Annotated in this window: 17 protein-coding genes; 3 read left to right on the top strand and 14 right to left on the bottom strand. The window is 57.6% G+C overall.

Annotation, left to right across the window (positions count from 1 at the left end; translation table 11 throughout):
• Nucleotides 1–37 precede the first annotated feature (37 nt).
• From AC2FJC_RS08940 to AC2FJC_RS09000, 13 genes are all read right to left on the bottom strand, one after another.
• Nucleotides 38–1,702, bottom strand: coding sequence for an ABC transporter permease (locus AC2FJC_RS08940; RefSeq protein WP_496739223.1), 1,665 nt, complete (start codon nucleotides 1,700–1,702; stop codon nucleotides 38–40).
• 119 nt (nucleotides 1,703–1,821) lie between these two features.
• A complete protein-coding gene (locus AC2FJC_RS08945; protein WP_496739224.1) occupies nucleotides 1,822–3,039 on the bottom strand; it encodes a phenylacetate--CoA ligase family protein in 1,218 nt (405 codons plus the stop codon).
• 19 nt (nucleotides 3,040–3,058) lie between these two features.
• Nucleotides 3,059–3,892 carry an ABC transporter ATP-binding protein gene (locus AC2FJC_RS08950; RefSeq protein WP_058275083.1) on the bottom strand — a complete coding sequence of 278 codons (834 nt, stop codon included), beginning with the start codon at nucleotides 3,890–3,892 and terminating at the stop codon, nucleotides 3,059–3,061.
• Nucleotides 3,893–3,967: 75 nt separating this feature from the next.
• Nucleotides 3,968–5,248, bottom strand: a complete 1,281-nt coding sequence (locus AC2FJC_RS08955) for an ABC transporter substrate-binding protein (RefSeq protein ID WP_496697506.1) — start codon at nucleotides 5,246–5,248, stop codon at nucleotides 3,968–3,970.
• A 75-nt stretch (nucleotides 5,249–5,323) separates the two neighbouring features.
• On the bottom strand, nucleotides 5,324–6,400 hold the full coding sequence (locus AC2FJC_RS08960; protein WP_058275085.1) for a branched-chain amino acid ABC transporter permease: 1,077 nt from the start codon (nucleotides 6,398–6,400) through the stop codon (nucleotides 5,324–5,326).
• Between the two features lie 3 nt (nucleotides 6,401–6,403).
• Nucleotides 6,404–6,661, bottom strand: a complete 258-nt coding sequence (locus AC2FJC_RS08965; RefSeq protein WP_058279215.1) for a hypothetical protein — start codon at nucleotides 6,659–6,661, stop codon at nucleotides 6,404–6,406.
• 3 nt (nucleotides 6,662–6,664) lie between these two features.
• A complete protein-coding gene (locus AC2FJC_RS08970) occupies nucleotides 6,665–7,651 on the bottom strand; it encodes a branched-chain amino acid ABC transporter permease (RefSeq protein ID WP_496726229.1) in 987 nt (328 codons plus the stop codon).
• 29 nt (nucleotides 7,652–7,680) lie between these two features.
• Complete coding sequence (locus AC2FJC_RS08975) at nucleotides 7,681–8,499, bottom strand: ABC transporter ATP-binding protein (protein ID WP_058275088.1); 819 nt, start codon at nucleotides 8,497–8,499, stop codon at nucleotides 7,681–7,683.
• Between the two features lie 78 nt (nucleotides 8,500–8,577).
• Nucleotides 8,578–10,521, bottom strand: coding sequence for an AMP-binding protein (locus tag AC2FJC_RS08980; protein WP_496739310.1), 1,944 nt, complete (start codon nucleotides 10,519–10,521; stop codon nucleotides 8,578–8,580).
• 246 nt (nucleotides 10,522–10,767) lie between these two features.
• Complete coding sequence (locus AC2FJC_RS08985) at nucleotides 10,768–11,061, bottom strand: hypothetical protein (protein WP_496739225.1); 294 nt, start codon at nucleotides 11,059–11,061, stop codon at nucleotides 10,768–10,770.
• A 35-nt stretch (nucleotides 11,062–11,096) separates the two neighbouring features.
• Complete coding sequence (gene mutT / locus AC2FJC_RS08990) at nucleotides 11,097–11,495, bottom strand: 8-oxo-dGTP diphosphatase MutT (RefSeq protein WP_170411003.1); 399 nt, start codon at nucleotides 11,493–11,495, stop codon at nucleotides 11,097–11,099.
• Nucleotides 11,492–12,718 (bottom strand): bifunctional glutamate N-acetyltransferase/amino-acid acetyltransferase ArgJ, encoded by a 1,227-nt coding sequence (argJ, locus tag AC2FJC_RS08995; protein WP_496739227.1) that lies wholly within the window; start codon nucleotides 12,716–12,718, stop codon nucleotides 11,492–11,494. The genes mutT and argJ overlap by 4 nt, the downstream gene beginning before the upstream one ends.
• A gap of 5 nt (nucleotides 12,719–12,723) precedes the next feature.
• Entirely contained in the window at nucleotides 12,724–13,572 is an 849-nt protein-coding gene (locus AC2FJC_RS09000) for a peptidylprolyl isomerase (RefSeq protein ID WP_496739228.1), read from the bottom strand.
• 176 nt (nucleotides 13,573–13,748) lie between these two features.
• On the opposite strand from AC2FJC_RS09000, the gene secA reads away from it, so the two are divergent.
• The 3 genes from secA to AC2FJC_RS09015 all read left to right on the top strand — a co-directional run bounded on the left by secA (nucleotide 13,749) and on the right by AC2FJC_RS09015 (nucleotide 19,074).
• Nucleotides 13,749–16,466, top strand: coding sequence for a preprotein translocase subunit SecA (gene secA, locus AC2FJC_RS09005; protein ID WP_496739229.1), 2,718 nt, complete (start codon nucleotides 13,749–13,751; stop codon nucleotides 16,464–16,466).
• 100 nt (nucleotides 16,467–16,566) lie between these two features.
• Entirely contained in the window at nucleotides 16,567–17,493 is a 927-nt protein-coding gene (locus AC2FJC_RS09010) for a hypothetical protein (RefSeq protein WP_496739230.1), read from the top strand.
• A gap of 24 nt (nucleotides 17,494–17,517) precedes the next feature.
• Nucleotides 17,518–19,074 (top strand): phosphate ABC transporter substrate-binding/OmpA family protein, encoded by a 1,557-nt coding sequence (locus AC2FJC_RS09015; protein WP_496739231.1) that lies wholly within the window; start codon nucleotides 17,518–17,520, stop codon nucleotides 19,072–19,074.
• Nucleotides 19,075–19,077: 3 nt separating this feature from the next.
• Here AC2FJC_RS09015 and radC read toward each other — a convergent pair whose 3' ends face one another.
• Nucleotides 19,078–19,833 (bottom strand): RadC family protein, encoded by a 756-nt coding sequence (gene radC / locus AC2FJC_RS09020; protein WP_496736660.1) that lies wholly within the window; start codon nucleotides 19,831–19,833, stop codon nucleotides 19,078–19,080.
• Nucleotides 19,834–19,844: the final 11 nt, after the last annotated feature.

The raw sequence follows: 19,844 nt of genomic DNA on the forward strand, positions 1-19,844 counted from the left end.
GGTGCCAACAGGTGTGGTAATTTTGAATCGTTTCGTCCTACCGCTGCCCAACTTGCCGACAGATCAGAATCACCGGCAAAAGCCCAACTGCCAGGATCACAAGCGAGGGAACCGCTGCGCCCTCCAACCGCTCGTCTGAGGCCAGACGATAGGCCTGGACCGCAAGCGTATCAAAGTTGAATGGGCGCATGATCAAGGTCGCGGGCAGCTCTTTCATCACATCCACAAATACGATCAGCAAGGCCGTCAGCAGCGAGGGTGTCAGTATTGGTAGATGCACTCGTCGCAAGGTACCCAGAGGCGATTGGCCCAAAGATCGGGACGCCGCATCCATATTGGCGTGCACTGTACTCTGCCCGCCTTCATACGCGCTGAGCGCTGCCGCCAGAAAGCGCACCATGTAAGCCGCCACCAGCAACCAGATTGACCCCGTCACCAGCAGACCTGTCGAGACGTCGAACGTCTGACGCATCCACGAATCCAGCGCGTTGTCGAATCTGGCGAAAGGTACCATTAGGCCAACGGCGATCACGCCGCCGGGCACCGCATAGCCCAACCGCGCCAGATAGCCTGTGGTCGATGATCCCCGACCCGGGCGAAGGCGCTGAAAGAACCCAACGCAGATCGCGGCGCAAACCGTGACCACGGCGGCCACTCCTGCAAGTGTCAGCGAGTTTTGAATGAACCCAATGTAACGCCGCGACAGCAGGTTTTGTTCAGAGGTCAGACCCATCTGGATCAGGATAAATACCGGCAGCAAGAACCCCAGCACCACTGGAATAGCGCACAAGGTTATGGCAGCTGCGGATTGCCAGCCCTTAAGTTGCGCCGAAGGCAGCGAGGCATGGCTTTTGCCTGCCTGATAGTACTTTGCCTTGCCGCGCTGCGTCCGCTCGGCTACGGCCATGACCAGCGCAAAACCCAGCAGGCACAAGGCCAACTGCGCCGCACCCGCCCGGTCGCCGATCGAGAACCAGCTTGTGTAGATGCCCGTGGCAAAGGTCTGAACGCCAAAATAGGCGACGGTTCCAAAATCGGCGATGGTTTCCATGATGGCCAGCAGGACACCACCGGCAATGGCCGGGCGGGCCATCGGCAAAGACACATGCCAGAACGCCAACCACGGGCTTTTGCCCAGCGCACGAGCGGCCAGAAAAGCGGTGGCACTTTGCTGCAGAAACGCGGCCCGCGCCAGCAAATAGACATAAGGGTAGAGCACTAGGATCAGCATCACCGCCGCGCCCTCGGTCGAGCGGATTTCCGGGAACCAATAATCGCGCGGCCCCCAACCCGTCACGTCGCGCAGCGTGGTCTGCACGATACCGGGGTGATCCAGAATGAACGTATAGGCATAGGCCAGAACATAAGCCGGAAAAGCCAACGGCAGGACCAGTGCAATCTCCAGAAAGCGCACACCGGGAAAGCGTGTCATCGTCACCAGCCACGCCGCGCCGACCCCGATAGAGAACGTGCCGATAGCCACCAAAACGACAAGGATCACGGTTGTTAGCGCATAACCGGGTAAAACCGTCTCAAACAGATGCGAGACCGTTTCCGTACCGCCCGTCACTGCCGCCAGAACAACCGCAACCATGGGCAGAAGACAAGCGGCTGCTACCATATAAGCCACAGTGGCCACCAACCGGGTGCCCAGCGCGCCGCGATTGCGTTTCCCGTGTTCTGAATAGTCGATTTCGGCCATGGACCCGGATTGTGACTGGCGTTGGCTATTGATCAGCCTTTAATCGACCAAAAAGCTAAGAAACACCAGTGCAGGAAAAACAAATCTGCGGCACATACTGCCGCAGACATGGCTCGGGGTTATTCGTAAACGCGCTGATCCTCGATCACCAACCCGTCCTTCGGCAGTGATCCGGGGGTTACAACCTCGATTGCGCCTTTCAGTTTCAGCACCTCGACCACGGACTTGGCATAGGCCATGTCGTCTCCGCTTGCGCTTTCGATCTGAACGGTCATCGTGTCCATCTCACCCTGACGGGCGGCGATGACGCGGGCTTTGACGATTTCCTCGTGCTTATCGACCAATGCTGCCACCTGTTCTGGGCGGACGAACATGCCCTTGATCTTGGTGGTCTGGTCCGCGCGACCCATCCAACCCTTGATCCGAAGGTTGGTCCGCCCACAGGGTGAAACACCCGGCATGATCGCGGACAGATCACCCGTGGCAAAGCGGATCAGCGGGTAATCGGGGTTCAAAGAGGTCACCACAACCTCACCCACCTCACCCGGCTCTACCGGTGTTCCGGTGCCAGGGGTGACAACCTCGATGATGATATGTTCGTCGATGATCATCCCTTCCATCGCGGCGCTTTCATAGGCGATGTTGCCCAGATCGGCCGTGGCATAGCATTGCAGGCAGGAAATACCCCGATCAGCATAATCCTGACGCAAAGATGGGAACAGCGCGCCGCCGCCCACAACAGCCTTCGAGAAGTTCAGGGCCACGCCCATCTCATCTGCCTTGTCCAGAATGACCTTCAGATAGTCCGGTGTGCCCGCATAGGACGTGCAGCCTACATCGCGCGCTGCTGTCACCTGCAATTCGGTCTGGCCAGTACCGGCTGGCAGCACAGCGGCTCCTACCGCGCGTGCGCCGCTTTCAAAAATCATACCAGCTGGCGTCAGGTGATAGCCGAAACAGTTCTGCACAATATCTCCGGGTCCGACGTCGGCGGCGTTCAGGAAACGCCCCATGCGCCACCAATCATGATCCGTGCTGCCAGGCTCATAAATCGGACCAGGAGACTGGAACACATGATGGAAATGTCGGGCTGGTTTGACGGTAAATCCGCCGAATGGCGGACGCGACGCCTGTGCTTGCGCCAGATCGGATTTCCGCAAAACCGGCAGTTTCACCAGATCGTCGGCTGAAATCACCGCGCTGGTATCCGCATCGGCCAGATGCGCAGCAAAGCCCGGAGCGGACAGGGCGCAGTCAATCTGAGTACGCAGCGCCTGCGCCTGATCAGCGGAGCGTTCATCGGCTGATCGGGTTTCGAGAGCGTCGTAGTAGGTCATCGCCAGATCCTCCATTCGCTTACAACCACCTCTTGCGGCGGCGGTAAGACCGCACGTCACGGAAGCTTTTGCGGCCTTCGTCGGACATGCCCAGATAAAATTCTTTAACGTCCGGATTTTCACGCAGATCGGCGGCGGGGCCGTCCATCACAACACGCCCGGATTCCAGAATATAGCCGTAATGCGCAAACCTTAGAGCCACATTGGTGTTCTGTTCGGCCAACAGGAAAGAAACACCTTCTTTCTCGTTCAGGTCCTTCACGATACCGAAAATCTCTTCGACCAGCTGCGGCGCCAGACCCATCGAGGGTTCGTCCAGCAGGATCGTCTCGGGCCGGGACATCAAAGCCCGACCCATTGCAACCATCTGTTGCTCACCACCGGAAGTGTAGCCTGCCTGCGACCGGCGGCGTTCTTTCAGACGGGGAAAATATGTGTAGACCAGTTCAAGGTCCTGCTGGATGGCGGCCTTGCCATCCTTGCGGGTATAGGCGCCCGTCAGCAAGTTTTCCTCGACCGTCAGGTGTTCGAAACAATGGCGGCCTTCCATCACCTGGATGACGCCCTTTTCCACCAGATCGGCGGGATCGCTTTCATGCACGCTGGTGCCGCGATATTCGATCGTTCCCTTGGTGACCTCACCGCGCTCGGAATGCAAAAGGTTCGACACAGCCTTGAGCGTCGTCGTTTTTCCTGCGCCGTTGCCGCCCAGCAGGGCCGTGATACCGCCCTTGGGCACAGTCAGGCTGACGCCTTTCAGAACGAGGATCACGTGATTGTAGATAACCTCGATATTGTTGACCTCAAGCAGGGTTTCCGACTTGGTGTCAGTGGTTTGTGCCGCATCCAGCATCTGCGCGTGTCCTTAAGCGAGTGTGGGGTTCGGGACGGCGGTCTGCCGCCGCCCCGGGTTGTTCAAAGCGCTGTATCAGCAACGCCCTTCAATGTTGTTTTCTGCTGCATAAGCCGCAGAATCTTCATCGATTAGCGCGCCGATCACTTCACCATCGGTCTGCTTGAAGTCCGAGATCAGCGTCCAGGTCTTGTTTGCTGCATCCCATTGCGTCACACCCACAAGGGCGTCGCCGCCGTGGTTTTCGCATGAGACCGAGAAGGTCGGACCGAAGTTCGCCAGGCCCAGTTCGGCCATCTTCTCTTCGGTCATCTCCAGTGCTTCCATACCGGCACGCATCTCAGACGGGGTGATTTCCGCATTGCCCGAGATTTCCTGGGCTTTCTTGATGGCTTCGGCAGCCAAAACAGCCGCGTACAGGCCACGGTTGTACAGAACCGTGCCTACCTGATCGCCCGCGCCAGCAGCCTTGCCCGCATCGACCACGTGTTTCTGCAGGTCATCAAAGACCGGGAAGTCCGTGCCCACGTTGTGGAAGGTCAGCGCCTTATAGCCATTGGCGGCTTCGCCCGCTGGCAGCACATCGTTCTCAGAACCGGACCACCAGATGCCGATGAAGTTTTCCATCGGGAAGCGGATGTTTGCAGCCTCTTGTACCGCAACCTGGTTCATCACACCCCAGCCCCACATCAGGACATAGTCGGGACGATCACGGCGGATTTGCAGCCACTGCGACTTCTGTTCCTGACCCGGGTGATCGACCGGCAGGGCGACCAGCTCAAAGCCGTGCTTTTTGGACAGCTCTTCCAGGGTGCGGATCGGCTCTTTGCCGTAGGCCGAGTTGTGATAGACCAGCGCAATTTTCTTGCCGCTCAGGTCGCCACCGTTTTCCTCAAGCAAATAGTTGACCGCGCCCGAGGCCCCGTCCCAATAGTTGGCCGGGTAATTGAAAGTATGGCTGAAGACGTCGCCGTTTTTGGCCGAGGTCCGCCCATATCCCATCGTGTGCAGCGGAATGTCGTCCGCAGTCACTTTCGGGATCAACTGATAGGTAATACCAGTCGACAAAGGCTGATACACCAGCGCGCCTTCGCCCTTGGTGGATTCATAACATTCAACGCCTTTTTCGGTGTTATAGCCGGTTTCGCATTCAACCATCCGGATCGGAACACCGCCGATGCCGCCGTCACGCTCATTCAGCAGGGTGAAATAGTCGTTATAGCCATCCGAGAACGGAATACCGCCAGCGGCGTAAGGCCCGGTGCGATAGCTCAGATCGGGGATCACAAGATCCGCCAGAGCGGGTCCTGCAGCCATCAGGGCGCTCAGCGCCGCGGTTGCCAGTTTCAATTTCATCGGGTGTCTCCTCCCTTGGTTAGTCCGATGTTGCGTTCGGGCTTGTGCCGCCCGTTTTTTCATTGGGCCGACCCCTTAGTGCGGGAACGGCCATAGTCTCAGTTTCTCTTTCGCCACGCGCCACAGTTGTGCCAGCCCGTGCGGTTCCAAGATCAGGAACATGATGATCAGCGCGCCGACGATCACCAGCTGCAGATGTGCCACGATATCCGTGGGCCAGCCCAGAACGTCGACGCCCACCACTTTCAGGACCACCGGCAGCAGAACAAGGAAAGCGGCACCGGCGAACGATCCGAAAATGGACCCTAACCCTCCGATAATAATCATGAACAGGACTAGGAACGATTTCTGGATACCGAATACTTCGCCGACCTCGACCGCACCAAGATAGACAGCAAAGAACAGCGCGCCCGCGATGCCGATAAAGAACGAGCTGACGGCAAAGGCGCTCATCTTGGCCTTTAGCGGGTTCACCCCAATGATCTCGGCCGCGATGTCCATGTCACGGATCGCCATCCATGTCCGGCCCGTCGTGCCGCGCGTCAAGTTGCGCGCGATCAGGGCGCTGACGGCCAGGAAAATCAGGCAGAACAGATAGGTGGCCCATGCCGGTGCATTCGGGCCTGTGATGATGATGCCGAACACATCCCTTTCCGGCGCGTTGATCTGACCCGAGGCCGAATAGTTGTAGAACCAAGGCACCCGGTTAAAGAGCCACACAAGGAAGAACTGCGCCGCCAGCGTGGCCACGGCGAGATAGAACCCCTTGATCCGCAGGCTCGGCAGGCCAAACAGCACCCCGACAATGGCCGTTATGCCGCCGGCAAGAATGACATGAATGAACATGCTGACATCCGGGAAAGAGGTCATAAGCTTGTAGCAGGCATAGGCACCCACAGCCATGAAGCCACCGGTACCCAAGGATACCTGCCCGCAATACCCCACAAGAATGTTCAACCCGATCGCCGCAATGGCATAAATCAAAAAGGGCAGTAACAGCGCATTGGCCCAGTAGTCATTGATGACGAACGGGATGATCCCAAACGCCACCGCCAAAACCACATAATACCGATACCGGTCGAACTTGATCGGAAAGGTCTGGCTGTCATCTGTGTAGGAGGTTTTGAAATCCCCGGCCTCACGATAAAACATGTCTTACTTTCCCCATTCTTCTTGCGCCCGGTTGCGGGCCTCGGCGTTCAGCTGCTTGGAGCCTTTTGCATATCCGCTCGCCTCTGAGGCGCGCACCAGTTTCATGTAAGCCAGGATGCCCATGGCGAGCCCGGCAAAAGCCAGAATTGCTGCAATCACCAACTGACCTTCGGTTAAATCATCCGAAGTGAGCGCGATGTAGCCAAAAGCCCAGAACCCGGCCCACGCGATCACGTTGATGATGGCGATCAGCTTGGTCACGTCCTACACCCTCTCAATGATCTTCTCACCGAACAGGCCCTGCGGCCGGAACACGAGGAAGATCAGCGCCAGAACATAAGCGAACCAGTTCTCGGTCGCGCCGCCGACCAGCGGGCCGATCGCGAACTCGAACAGCTTCTCGCCCACACCGATGATCAGCCCGCCAACAATGGCCCCGGGGATCGAAGTAAATCCGCCCAGCATCAGCACCGGCAGCGCCTTGAGCGCGATCAGGGACAGCGAGAACTGAACGCCCGATTTGGTGCCCCACATGATGCCTGCAACAAGTGCGACAAAGCCCGCAACCGACCACACCATGATCCAGATGAAGTTCAGCGAAATTCCGACAGACAGCGCCGCCTGATGGTCATCGGCCACCGCGCGCATCGCCCGGCCCTGCTTGGTGTATTGGCTGAACGCGACCAGTGCGGTCACCAGCAGTGCGGCAATCACCGTCGCCACAATGTCCAGGTTGTCGATAAAGAAGCCGTAGCCAAAGATGTTGAACGTGGTCTCATCGATCCACAGGTTGATGCCCTGCGGCAGGCCGACATCCAACGTCTTGATCTCGGATCCCCACATCAGGTCAGCCACGCCCTCAAGGAAATAGGCCAGACCGATGGTCGCCATGAATAGGATAATCGGCTCTTGCCCGACCAAATGCCGCATCACAAAGCGTTGCACCGCCCAGGCCAGCAGAACCATGACACCCATCGTCAGGATAATCGCCACAAACGCAGGCACATTCCATCCGAACTTGTGGATATGCGTTCCGAATGTCGCGTTGATCAGATGGGCAAACGGGACCTGCCCGTTCATGATCCCCACCAGAGTCATGGCGGCGAAAAGGGCCATAACCCCTTGAGCATAATTGAAGATTCCGGACGCCTTGTAGATCAGCACAAAGCCCAGTGCGACCAGGGCGTACAGAACACCTGCCATAAGGCCGTTGAGGAAAACCTCCATCGCGAAAATCAGCTGATCAGGCATGTGCGCCCCCTCTCATGTCTGTCAGTTGCTCAGTCATGGCTCACCCCCAGATAGGCGTCGATGACTTCCTGATTGCTGCGCACCTCATCCGGGGTGCCGTCGCCGATCTTCTTGCCGTAATCCATCACGACCACCCGGTCGCTCAGATCCATCACAACACCCATGTCATGCTCGATCAGGGCGATGGTGGTGCCAAACTCGTCATTCACGTCGAGGATAAAGCGGCTCATGTCCTCTTTCTCTTCAACGTTCATGCCGGCCATTGGTTCGTCCAGCAGCAACAGCTTGGGTTCCGCCGCCAACGCGCGGGCCAGCTCGACCCGCTTTTTCAACCCGTATGGCAGGCGGGAAACCGGCGTCTTGCGGATGTGCTGAATCTCAAGAAAGTCGATGATCTTCTCGACCGCCTCGCGGTTTTCAACCTCTTCCGCCTCAGCCTTGCCCTTCCACATGGCCTGCTGAAAGAGGTTGGTTTTCATATAGTTCAGCCGCCCGGTCATGACGTTGTCCAGAACGCTCATTCCTTCGAAAAGGGCGATGTTTTGAAACGTCCGGGCAATGCCCTGCCGCGCAACTTCGTAGGGGCGCATCTGTGGACGCTTGGCACCATGGAACCAGACCTCGCCCTCCTGTGGGATGTAGAAGCCGGAAATCACGTTCAGCATTGAGGATTTACCGGCCCCGTTCGGGCCGATGATGGCGCGGATCTCGCCCTCACGGATATCGAACGAGATATCCTTGATCGCCACCACACCGCCAAAACGAAGGGTGATGTTCTTCATCTCCATCACCACGCCGCCGATCTTGCGGCCGTCTTCGGTGACATATCCTTCGGAGTTATCCAGCATCAATCACTCCCTGACTTGCGGAAAAACGGGACGGCGGGCGGGGCGATGACCACAGGTCGAGCGGCGCATGACCGGGCCTCATTCCGCCGCCACCTTGTGCTGAGCAACCGGCACGACCGGTGCATCGATAATCTCAAGCGTAGCGCTGATCGATCCCTTTCGCCCGTCCTCATAAGTCACTTCGGTCGTGGTTGAGACCTGCTTGGACCCATCATAAAGCGCATCGATGATGTCGCTGAACTTATCTTCGACAAACCCGCGACGCACTTTCCGGGTCCGGGTCATCTCACCGTCATCCGCATCCAGTTCCTTGTGCAGCACCACAAAGCGATGCACCTGGCAGCCCGACAACATTTCGTCAGCGGCCACAGACTTGTTCACCTCTTCCACATGGCTTCGAATCGTCTCTAATACACGGGGATTCGCTGTTAGCTCCTGATAGGATGCATAGGCCACGTTGTTGCGTTCTGCCCAGTTCCCAACAGCCGTCAGGTCGATGTTGATAAACGCGACGCAGCGGTCCTTGCCGTTTCCGAACAGAACGACCTCAAGGATGTCGGGATAGAATTTCAGCTTGTTCTCGACGTATTTCGGCGCAAACATCGACCCGTCGGCCATCTTGCCCACATCCTTTGCGCGGTCGATGATCCGCAGATGCCCCGAACTTTCCTCGATGAATCCCGCATCCCCAGTGGCCACCCAGCCTTCCGCATCTTTGGTCGAGGCGGTTGAGTCCGGGTTGTTGTAATACTCGACGAAAACACCGGGTGACCGATAGTGAATCTCACCCTTGTCGTCGATCTTCAGTTCGACATCGGGCGCAGGCACACCAACGGTGTCGGCGCGCACCTCTCCATCCGGCTGAACGGTGATGAAAACCGTCGCTTCGGTCTGACCGTAAAGTTGTTTCAGGTTGATGCCGAGCGAGCGGTAGAAATCAAAAATCTCCGGCCCGATCGCCTCACCCGCCGTATAGCCCACACGAAAGCGGCCATAACCCAGCGTATCCTTGAGCGGCCCGTAGACCAACATATTGCCCAGCGCATATTTCAAGCGGTCGCCAAAGCCCACAGGTTTACCGTCCAGCAACAGGCCTCCCACTTTCTTGGCGTGCGCCATGAAGTGGTGGAACATCCGTTGCTTCAGTTTGCCAGCGTCCTCCATCCGGATCATCACATTGGTCAGCTGAGTCTCAAAAACCCGCGGCGGAGCGAAGAAATAAGTCGGCCCGATCTCGCGCAGGTCGGTCATCATCGTGTCGGCGCTTTCGGGGCAGTTTACGCAAAAGCCGCACCAATAGGCCTGACCGATGGAAAAGATGAAATCGCCTACCCAAGCCATCGGCAGGTAAGACAGGATGTCTTCGTTCCGATTCAAATGATCGAACTCGGCGGAGTTCTTGGCGCTTTCGATCACATTCCGGTTCGACAGCACCACGCCTTTGGGTTTGCCCGTGGTGCCCGACGTATACAGCATGACGCAGGTGCCGTCGTAATCGACCTCGGCAATCCGACGATCCAGTTCCGCATCAAAACGCGCGTGACCGGCACTGCCTTCGGCCATCAGATCGTCCAGTGCGTTCATCTGGCTGTGATCGTATTTCCGCATCCCCCGTTTGTCGGTGTAGAGGATGTGTTTGACCTGATGCAGGTTCTCCTGAATCTCGATGACCTTGTCGACCTGCTCCTGATCACCGCAAACGACGTATTTTGCGCCGCAATGATCCAGCACATAAGCCATCTCTTCGGCGACTGCGTCCTGATAAAGCGGCACCGGCACGGCACCCACCATCTGAGCCGCAACCATCGACCAGTAGTGCGCCGGACGATTGCGCCCGATCACGGCGATGTGGTCGCCTTTTTCTACGCCAAGCTCCAGAAAGCCCAGGGCAATCGCACGGATTTCCTTGGCCGTTTCGGCCCAGGTCCAGCATTGCCAGATTCCGAACTCCTTTTCCCGGTAGGCCGGGGCGTCCCCGAACTGGGTCGCATTGCGGTGTAGCAGCGCCGGAAGAGAGTGCATCCCTTCAGCGCCCGACTGCGTCTGAGCCAATCTCTTTCTCCTCCCCATCCGGCCCCTCCTCCGGGCCGGAAACGGCGGACCAGGGATCAACCCCGGACGCCAACGCCCCGATAAGGGACGCAGGAAAGATCAGCGTCAACTTTTTCCTGATGTTTTCTCAATTCTTACGAATTGTAACAGTGGTAGTACAGAAATCGGACCGCCTGACAGACGTAAGTCAAAAGAGCTTCTTGGCTGGAGAATTTTTCAAGTGGGGATAAACTCAAGATACCCAAGCTTATCCGCAACCAATAAGTACCCAAAAAATAGCGCATTTGCGACCATCCAGTGGAACAGAGCTTTGAGCCGCCGCTTTTCTTTGGGGAACCACTCAAATTTCCTAAGCCAACCAATACCCACGTCCATGACCATTAGAACAAACATAAAGTGTCTAAAGAACAAATAGATAAACAGTACAAACAGCAAGATAACTGCAATAGTGTTTGCAGGGGCGATTTCCCATTCTCTGCTTCCAACAGAGGTCGTTATCGTACTTTCCATTAAAGTCTCTTTTTCAAGACGGAAAAATCAGCAAGTTACAACCAATCCCGCAAAATCGGAATCAAAGGCACATCCGCCGCAGGCATCGGATAGTTCCGCAACTCATTCGCACGCACCCATTTCAACGCCTGACCTTCTTTCGACTGCGGAATACCTTCCCACTTGCGACAAGCAAACAACGGCATCAGAAGGTGAAAATCGTCATAGCTGTGGCTGGCAAAGGTCAGCGGGGCGAGGCATGAGGCCCAGGTGTCGATGCCCAGTTCCTCGTGCAATTCGCGGATCAGGGCAGCCTCGGGGGTTTCGCCGGGTTCGATTTTGCCACCGGGGAACTCCCAGAGACCGGCCATGGATTTGCCCTCGGGTCGTTGGGCCAGTAGCACCCGGCCCTCAATGTCGATCAGGGCTACGGCAGACACTAAAACAGTTTTCACGAGCGATAATCCGCGTTGATCTCAATATAGCCGTGAGTCAGGTCACAAGTCCAAACGGTGGACTTGCCTACGCCCAGTCCCAGATCAACCGCGATCACCAGATCCTGACCTTTCATATAGGCGGCGGCGTCATCCTCGCGGTAGTCCGGGCTGACCCAGCCCTTTTCGGCAACCAGAATATCGCCGAAGGAAATACTCAGCAGGTCGCGGTCGGCGGCGGCACCGGATTTGCCGATGGCCATGACGATGCGGCCCCAATTCGGGTCCTCACCAGCAATGGCGGTTTTCACTAAGGGTGAGTTGGCAATCGCCAGCCCATGCACTTTGGCATCCGCGTCCGAGGCGGCGCCGGTCACACGGATTTCCACAAATTTGGTCGCGCCTTCGCCGTCGCGTACAACTTGCTGTGCCAGATCCAGCATCACGCTTTCCAGCGCTTCGGCAAATGCCGCGTTGTTGGTGGCATCTACGCCAGACGCACCTGTTGCACACAACAACAGGCTGTCCGAGGTCGAGGTGTCACTGTCCACGGTAATACAATTGAATGTCCGGTCGGATTGGGCGCTCAGCATCGCCTGCAGGGCGGACTGTTCGAACTGTGCATCGGTAAAGATGTAGACCAGCATCGTCGCCATATCCGGCGCGATCATGCCTGACCCCTTGGCAATCCCTGCAATAGAGACTGTTTTCCCATCAATCTCGACCTGCGCACTGGCCCCTTTCGGGAACGTGTCAGTGGTCATGATCGCCTTTGCGGCGTCTTCGATGGCATGGCGGCTGAGGCCCATCTTCAACGCCTCAAGCTGCGAAACGATGCGGTCATGGGGCAGTGGCTCACCAATCACGCCGGTGGATGAAGTGAAGACGCGTTCAACAGGAACGCCGGTCGCTTTGGACACTGCTTGCGTCACCTCGGCCACCGAGGTTTGACCATAATGACCGGTAAAGGCATTGGCATTGCCGGAGTTCACCAAAATCGCCGCAGGCCCATCGCTGGACCCGCCGATCTTGTCCTGACAGTCCAGCACGGGGGCTGCGCGTGTGGCGGACCGGGTAAACACCCCAGCCACAGATGTGCCCGGATCCAGAACCGCCAACATCACGTCGGTACGGCCCTGATAACGCACGCCAGCCTCGACGGTGGCAAAACGCACACCGTCAATCGCAGGCAATTCGGGGAAACCCGCTGGAGCCAGCGGCGAAACCTTGGTGATCGCGGCCACTGGGGTTACTCCTGAATCAGGTCGATCTGACGGATGACCTCGGGGCCAACACCGTCCAAAGCGGGACGTTCGATCTGCGACTGCTGCGTCAGCTCGTCGATCTTGGCTTGAATCGCGTCCTGCTGAAGGGACTGTGCCAGCTGTTCACGGACGGCATCAAGCTCCGGCGCTTCGGATTTTCGCGTGTCGTTGAGAATGATCAGGTGCCAGCCGAACTGTGTTTGCACCGGATCCGAAATCTGACCCTTTTCCAACGCAACAACGGCGTTTTCGAATTCCGGCACCATCTGGCCCTTGCCAAACCATCCCAATGACCCGCCATTCGGACCCGATGGGCCGGTCGACTTTTCCTTGGCCGTTTCGGCAAAATCGCCGCCGTTATCCAGCAGAGTTTTAATTTCCTTGGCTTCTTCTTCGGTGGCTACAAGAATATGGCTGGCGTCGAACTCATCTTCGCCTTCGAAGTTGCCAAATTCCGCATCATAGGCTGCCTGAATTGACTCTTCGGTCACGACATCGCCCAGCAACGCATTTACTGTCTGCACCGCCCGCATGGACCGGCCTTCGTTTTCCAGTCCCAACTGGTTCAGCCGGTTCAGATCGTCCTGCTGCTGCGCCAGCAATTGCTGCTGGATCAATTGCTCGATGACAAATTCGTACAGAACATCATCTTCAACCTCGGAGTAATTCGGCGGCAGCGCCGCGACAGATGCGATAACGTGACCCAGTGTGATTTCATCCCCATTCACATTGGCGACAACCGTATCCGCGTCCGGCTTGGTTTCGGCGGCAAGCGGCATCGCCATCACGGCAGCCAGAGCCAGCGATGGCAGAAAAGTGAGGCCTTTGGGCATGGAATCATCCTATTTCTTTGCCGCGACGGGGCGTGGCGTTGACACTCTGGGACCTGCCGCTTACATCGCTTTGAAGCCTTGGACAGGGCCGCCTTTCATCCCCCGTATCTATGGGTTGCAAGCAAGGTGGGCAAGCCTGTCGCAACCAAGACAAGAACAGATCCGCTGGAGTGAACATGCTGGGACTCGGAACGCTCGCCAAAAAGGTGTTCGGAACACCGAACGACCGCAAGATCAAGGCGACCCGCCCGCTGGTCGAAAAGATCAATGCGCTGGAACCTGAGTTCGAAAAGCTGTCCGATGAGGACCTGATCGAAAAGACCACCGAACTGCGCAAACGCGCACTTGATGGTGAGGCGCTGGACGACTTGCTGCCAGAAGCTTTTGCCAACGTTCGAGAAGGTGCCAGACGCGCGCTGGGTCTGCGCGCCTTTGACGTACAGCTGATGGGCGGCGCGTTCCTGCATCAGGGCAATATCTCGGAGATGAAAACGGGTGAGGGCAAGACGTTGGTTGCCACTTTCCCCGCCTATCTGAACGCACTGACCGGCAAGGGCGTGCACGTGGTCACGGTAAACGAGTACCTGGCCAAGCGTGACGCCGAATGGATGGGCAAGGTGTTTGGTGCCCTTGGCATGACCACCGGTGTGATTTGGTCTGGTCAGCCGGACGCCGAGAAAAAAGCCGCCTACGCCTGTGACGTCACCTATGCCACCAACAACGAGTTGGGCTTTGATTATCTGCGCGATAATATGAAGGCGGAACTGGATCAGATTTACCAAAAGTACCACAATTTCGCGATTGTGGACGAGGTCGACTCGATCCTGATCGATGAGGCGCGGACACCGCTGATCATCTCAGGCCCGTCCGAGGACCGCTCGGACCTGTACACCGCCATCGACGCCCTGATCCCGTCGCTGCAGGACCACCATTTCTCGTTGGACGAAAAGTCCCGGAACGTGACCTTTACGGATGAGGGAAACGAATTCCTGGAACAACAGCTGAACGCCAACGGTCTGATCCCGGAAGGCCATACTTTGTATGATCCGGAAAGCACCACAGTCGTTCACCACGTCAACCAGGGTCTGCGCGCACACAAGCTGTTTACACGTGACAAAGACTATATCGTCCGTGACGGCAACGTCATTCTGATCGACGAATTCACTGGCCGGATGATGCCAGGTCGCCGCCTGTCCGAAGGCCTGCATCAAGCCATCGAAGCCAAGGAAGGCGTGCAGATTCAGCCTGAAAACGTGACACTGGCCAGTGTGACCTTCCAGAACTACTTCCGCCTGTATGACAAGCTGGGCGGCATGACCGGCACCGCGCTGACCGAGGCCGAAGAATTCGCCGAAATCTACGGTCTGGGCGTGGTCGAGGTTCCGACCAACAGGCCGATTGCCCGTCTTGACGAAGACGATCAGGTTTATCGCACTGCCGATGAGAAATACGGCGCGATGATCAATGAGACCAAAGAAGCGCAGGAAAAGGGCCAGCCGGTTCTTTTGGGCACAACCTCGATCGAGAAATCCGAACTGCTAAGCCAGCTGCTGCAAAAGGAAGGCATCGAACATAACGTTCTGAACGCCCGCCAGCACGAGCAAGAGGCACAGATCGTGGCCGATGCCGGCCGGTATGGTGCGGTGACCATTGCCACCAACATGGCTGGCCGCGGCACCGACATTCAGCTGGGCGGCAATGTCGAGATGAATGTGCTGCAGGCGCTGGCCGAAAACCCCGAGGCCGATCCTGCCGAGCTACGAGCCAAGGAAGAGGCCCGCCACGCCGAGGAAAAGGAAAAGGTTCTGGCGGCCGGTGGTCTTTACGTCATGGCATCCGAACGTCACGAAAGCCGTCGGATCGACAATCAGCTGCGCGGTCGTTCGGGCCGTCAGGGTGACCCGGGCCGTACCGTGTTCTACCTGAGTCTCGAAGACGACCTGATGCGCATCTTCGGATCAGAGCGGCTGGACAAGGTTCTGACCACGCTGGGCATGAAAGAAGGCGAGGCAATTGTTCATCCTTGGGTGAACAAGTCGCTGGAACGCGCACAGTCCAAGGTCGAAGGTCGCAACTTTGACATGCGCAAAAACGTTCTGAAATTCGACGACGTGATGAACGACCAGCGTAAAGTGGTGTTCAGCCAGCGGCGCGAGATCATGTCGACCGATGACTTGTCCGAGATCGTCTCGGACATGCGCGAACAGGTGATCGACGATCTGATCGACGAACACATGCCGCCAAAAACCTATGCCGATCAGTGGGACACAGACGGCCTGCACGAGGCGATCAAGGAAAAGCTGACCATCGATGCGCCCGTACAGGACTGGGCCGCCGAGGAAGGCGTCGATGATGAACAGGTGCGCGAGCGTCTGGTCAATGCTGCCGATGAGATGATGGCGCAAAAGGCGGTGGCCTTTGGTCCCGAAAATATGCGCAACATCGAAAAGCAGGTTCTGCTGCAGACGATCGACAGTAAATGGCGCGAGCATCTGCTGACGCTGGAACATCTGCGCTCGGTCGTTGGATTCCGCGGTTACGCCCAGCGCGACCCGCTGAACGAATACAAGAACGAGAGCTTCCAGTTGTTTGAATCCATGCTCGACAGTTTGCGCGAAACCGTGACTCAGCAATTGTCGCGCGTCCGTCCGCTGACCGAAGAGGAACAGCGCGAGATGCTGGCACAGATGCAGGCACAGCAAGCACAGGCACAACAGGCAGTGGATCAAGCCACCGACAAGGCCGAAGCACTGGCCGAAGCTCAGGCTTCAGGCGATGCACGCCCGGGCTTTGTCGAAGACGATCCCTCGACTTGGGGGAACCCGTCGCGCAACGATCTCTGCCCGTGTGGATCGGGCAAGAAATTCAAACATTGCCACGGCCGACTGACCTGACGTCACCTTGATCAAAACACATTGAGTCCGTTTCACGGCCACATATTGGCCGTGATTCAACTTCAGGATGCGACTCGCTCCTTCAACTGGGGAGGGTGTTTTGTTTGTAATAAAGAATTACGTGACCACTGGCGGCACCGTCGCTTGTGCCTTAGCCATTGGTTACCTGATGCAAAATGGATCGCCAGCGCAATCGGATAGCGCGCAGGCTCCTGTAACTGTGGCTGCCGCCAATCAGTCCTCGGTGATTGCCGGGCTGGAAGGAATTGTTCTGACCTCCTCGCTTCCGGCCGCTGATGCAACCACCGACACCAAGGCTTCGCGGCGCCCCCTGCAACCCACTCGATCGACCCCCTCTGATCAGGAAAACTGCACTCTCAGTGCCCGTGCCAAAGCCGTTCCCGGCGCTGCGGCGCGCCTGACCGTCAAAGCCCCCTGCCACGGCAATGAACGGATCGAAATCCACCACAGCGGACTAACAGTTACCCAACGAACGGACAAAAACGGCGCTTTGGATCTGACGATCCCGGCCCTGTCGGAATATGCGATCTTTCTGATCTCGGTTGATGATCAGACCGGAACCGTAGCCACCACTCACATCCCCGACTTGTCCAACTACAACCGCATCGCCCTGCAATGGCAGGGTGAGACAGACCTGCAGATCCATGCGCTGGAATTTGGGGCCAGCTATGGAACCGCCGGACATGTATCTTCGAACTCTGACGCAAAAGGTGCGGGTAAAGTCGTGCATCTGGGCCAACAGGCGTTCGGTGACGCGCAGAATATCGAAATCTATTCCTTCCCTGCAGGCGAAACCAGCCAGACCGGTTCGATCGAACTGACGGTCGAGGCCGAAGTGACCGAGGCAAATTGCGGCCGGGATTTGGCCGTGCAATCGCTCGAGCTGCGTGGCGATCGCCGCCTGCGGTCGCGCGATTTGACGCTGCCCATGCCGGATTGCGCACAAGCCGGTGATTTTCTGGTGTTGAATAATCTGCTCCAAGACCTGACAATCGCGGCAAATTAAACCGCAGGCAGGCTCGACTTTCTTATGACATTTTTTCGTGTGGCAGTGGCCACACTGATTTCGGTGACTCTGGCGTCCTATGTACACGCACAGGATATCACGCTGACCTCGCAAGACGGCAAGGTCGAGGTCACAGGCAACCTGCTGAGCTTTGATGGCGAGTTTTATCGCGTGGATACGCAGTTCGGTGAGCTGACCGTGGATGGGTCGGGTGTGACCTGCGAAGGACCCGCCTGCCCCAGCCTTACGGATTTCGTGGCCGAGGTTCGGTTCTCAGGTTCTTCCGTCATGGCGGAAAAGGTACTGCCGGCCCTGATCGTTGGGTTCGCCCAGCAAGAGGGGATGTCGGCGACGCCGCAGCGTTTGGATTCGGGCGCATTCACCTATGAGCTTTATCAGACCGGGCGCGATGCCCCTTTGGGGCGGTTCTATTTCGCCCCTAACAACACAGGTGGCGGCTTTGCGGATCTGATCGCCGATGAGACAGATATCGTCATGGCACTGCGTGAAATTCGCCCATCGGAACAGGAGGCCGCGCAGACCGCTGGTCTGGGTGATCTGGCAGATGCAAGGCGATCCCGGGTCATCGCGCTGGACGCGCTTGTCCCAATTGTGGCCCGGGAAAACCCGGCGCGGCAAATTTCGCCCGCAGAACTGGTAAGCGTGTTTTCCGGCGAGATCCAAAACTGGTCTGAATTAGGAGGACCTGATGCGCCGGTTTCCCTGCACTTACCAGACGCGGGTTCCGGTTTGGCGCAAGGGGTTGAGGACCGGTTGCTGGCCCCCGCTCAATCCACGCTGGCCGAGGGAATCGTCCGTCACACCCGTAGCAGCGATCTGGTTCGCGCTGTCGCTGATGACCCCTTTGCCATCGGTATCGCCAGCCATGCCGAGGTCGGGCCTGCCCGGGGCCTGCCTTTGACCGGCGGTTGCGGTCACGCGCTGACCGCCACGCGGCAATCCATCAAGACCGAAGATTATCCGCTGACATCGCCGATGTTCCTGTATCTGCCGGAAATCCGCCTGCCCCGCATCGCGCGGCAATTCCTGGCCTATTCGCAAAGCGCCGAGGCACAGATGGCGATCCGCGATGCCGGATTTGTGGATCAAGAACCCGAAACCATGCGGATCGGGTTGCAAGGGGATCGTCTGGCCAACGCAGTGGTTTCCGGTGGTGCCGAGGTCGGGTTGGAAGAGTTACAGCGCATGATCGACACGCTGCGCCCACAATCGCGCCTGTCTCTGTCGTTCCGGTTCGAGGCAGGCTCCTCAAGACCCGATGCGCAGTCACGCTCAAACATCCGGCAATTGGCCCATGCCCTTGAAACCGGAGCCATCGACGCGCGTAAACTGACCTTTGTCGGTTTTAGTGATGGTGACGGCGCGGCCTCATCCAATGCCAGAATCGCATTGCTGCGGGCAAAAACCGTGCGCAACGCGGTGCTATCGGCGGTAGAAACCGCCATTCCGGATAGTGTCGAGATCGCCGTGGACGCATTTGGCGAGGCAATGCCCATGGCCTGTGATGACACGGACTGGGGCCGCAAAATCAATCGTAGGGTCGAGGTCTGGGTTCAGTAACCCTTACAAATAGCCTTCGGATCGAAAGCTCAACTCATTCGATTTGCCAATAATCAGATGGTCATGCAGCGTCAGGCCCAGCGCGACGCAGGCATCCTGAATTCGGTTGGTCATATCGATATCCGATTGCGACGGTGTCGGATCGCCCGATGGGTGATTGTGTACCAAGATTAGCGCCGAGGCATTCAGCTCCAGCGCGCGTTTGGCTACCTCACGCGGATAGACGGGAACGTGGTCGACAGTGCCTTTGGCCTGTTCTTCATCCGCGATAAGTACGTTCTTGCGGTCAAGGTAGAATACGCGAAACTGCTCAGTCTCGCGATGGGCCATCGTCGTATGGCAATAATCCAGCAATGCGTCCCAGCCTGATACGACGTGCCGTTGCATGACCCGCGCGCGGGTCATCCGATGTGCACAAGCCTCAAGGATTTTCAGGTCGGTGATCACCGTATCGCCTACGCCTTTGATTTGCCGCAACCGTTCTTCGGGTGCGGTCAGCACGCGGTTAAAGTCGCCAAACGTATCCATCAGCGCTCGGGCCAGGGGTTTGACATCCTGCCGTGGGATCGAGCGGAACAGGGCAAGCTCCAACAATTCGTAATCCGGCATTGCCGCCGACCCACCAGACATAAACCGTTCGCGCAATCGTTTGCGGTGATCTTTGATATACGACGGCAAGCGACCCGTCGGCAGCGGCTGCACGGGGGCTTCGTCGGTTTCAAACAGCATCGGTGCTTCGGCAAAGGCGTCCTGTGTCATGGGACCACCGT

It is taken from the genome of Ruegeria sp. CDSB117 (assembly GCF_059611005.1).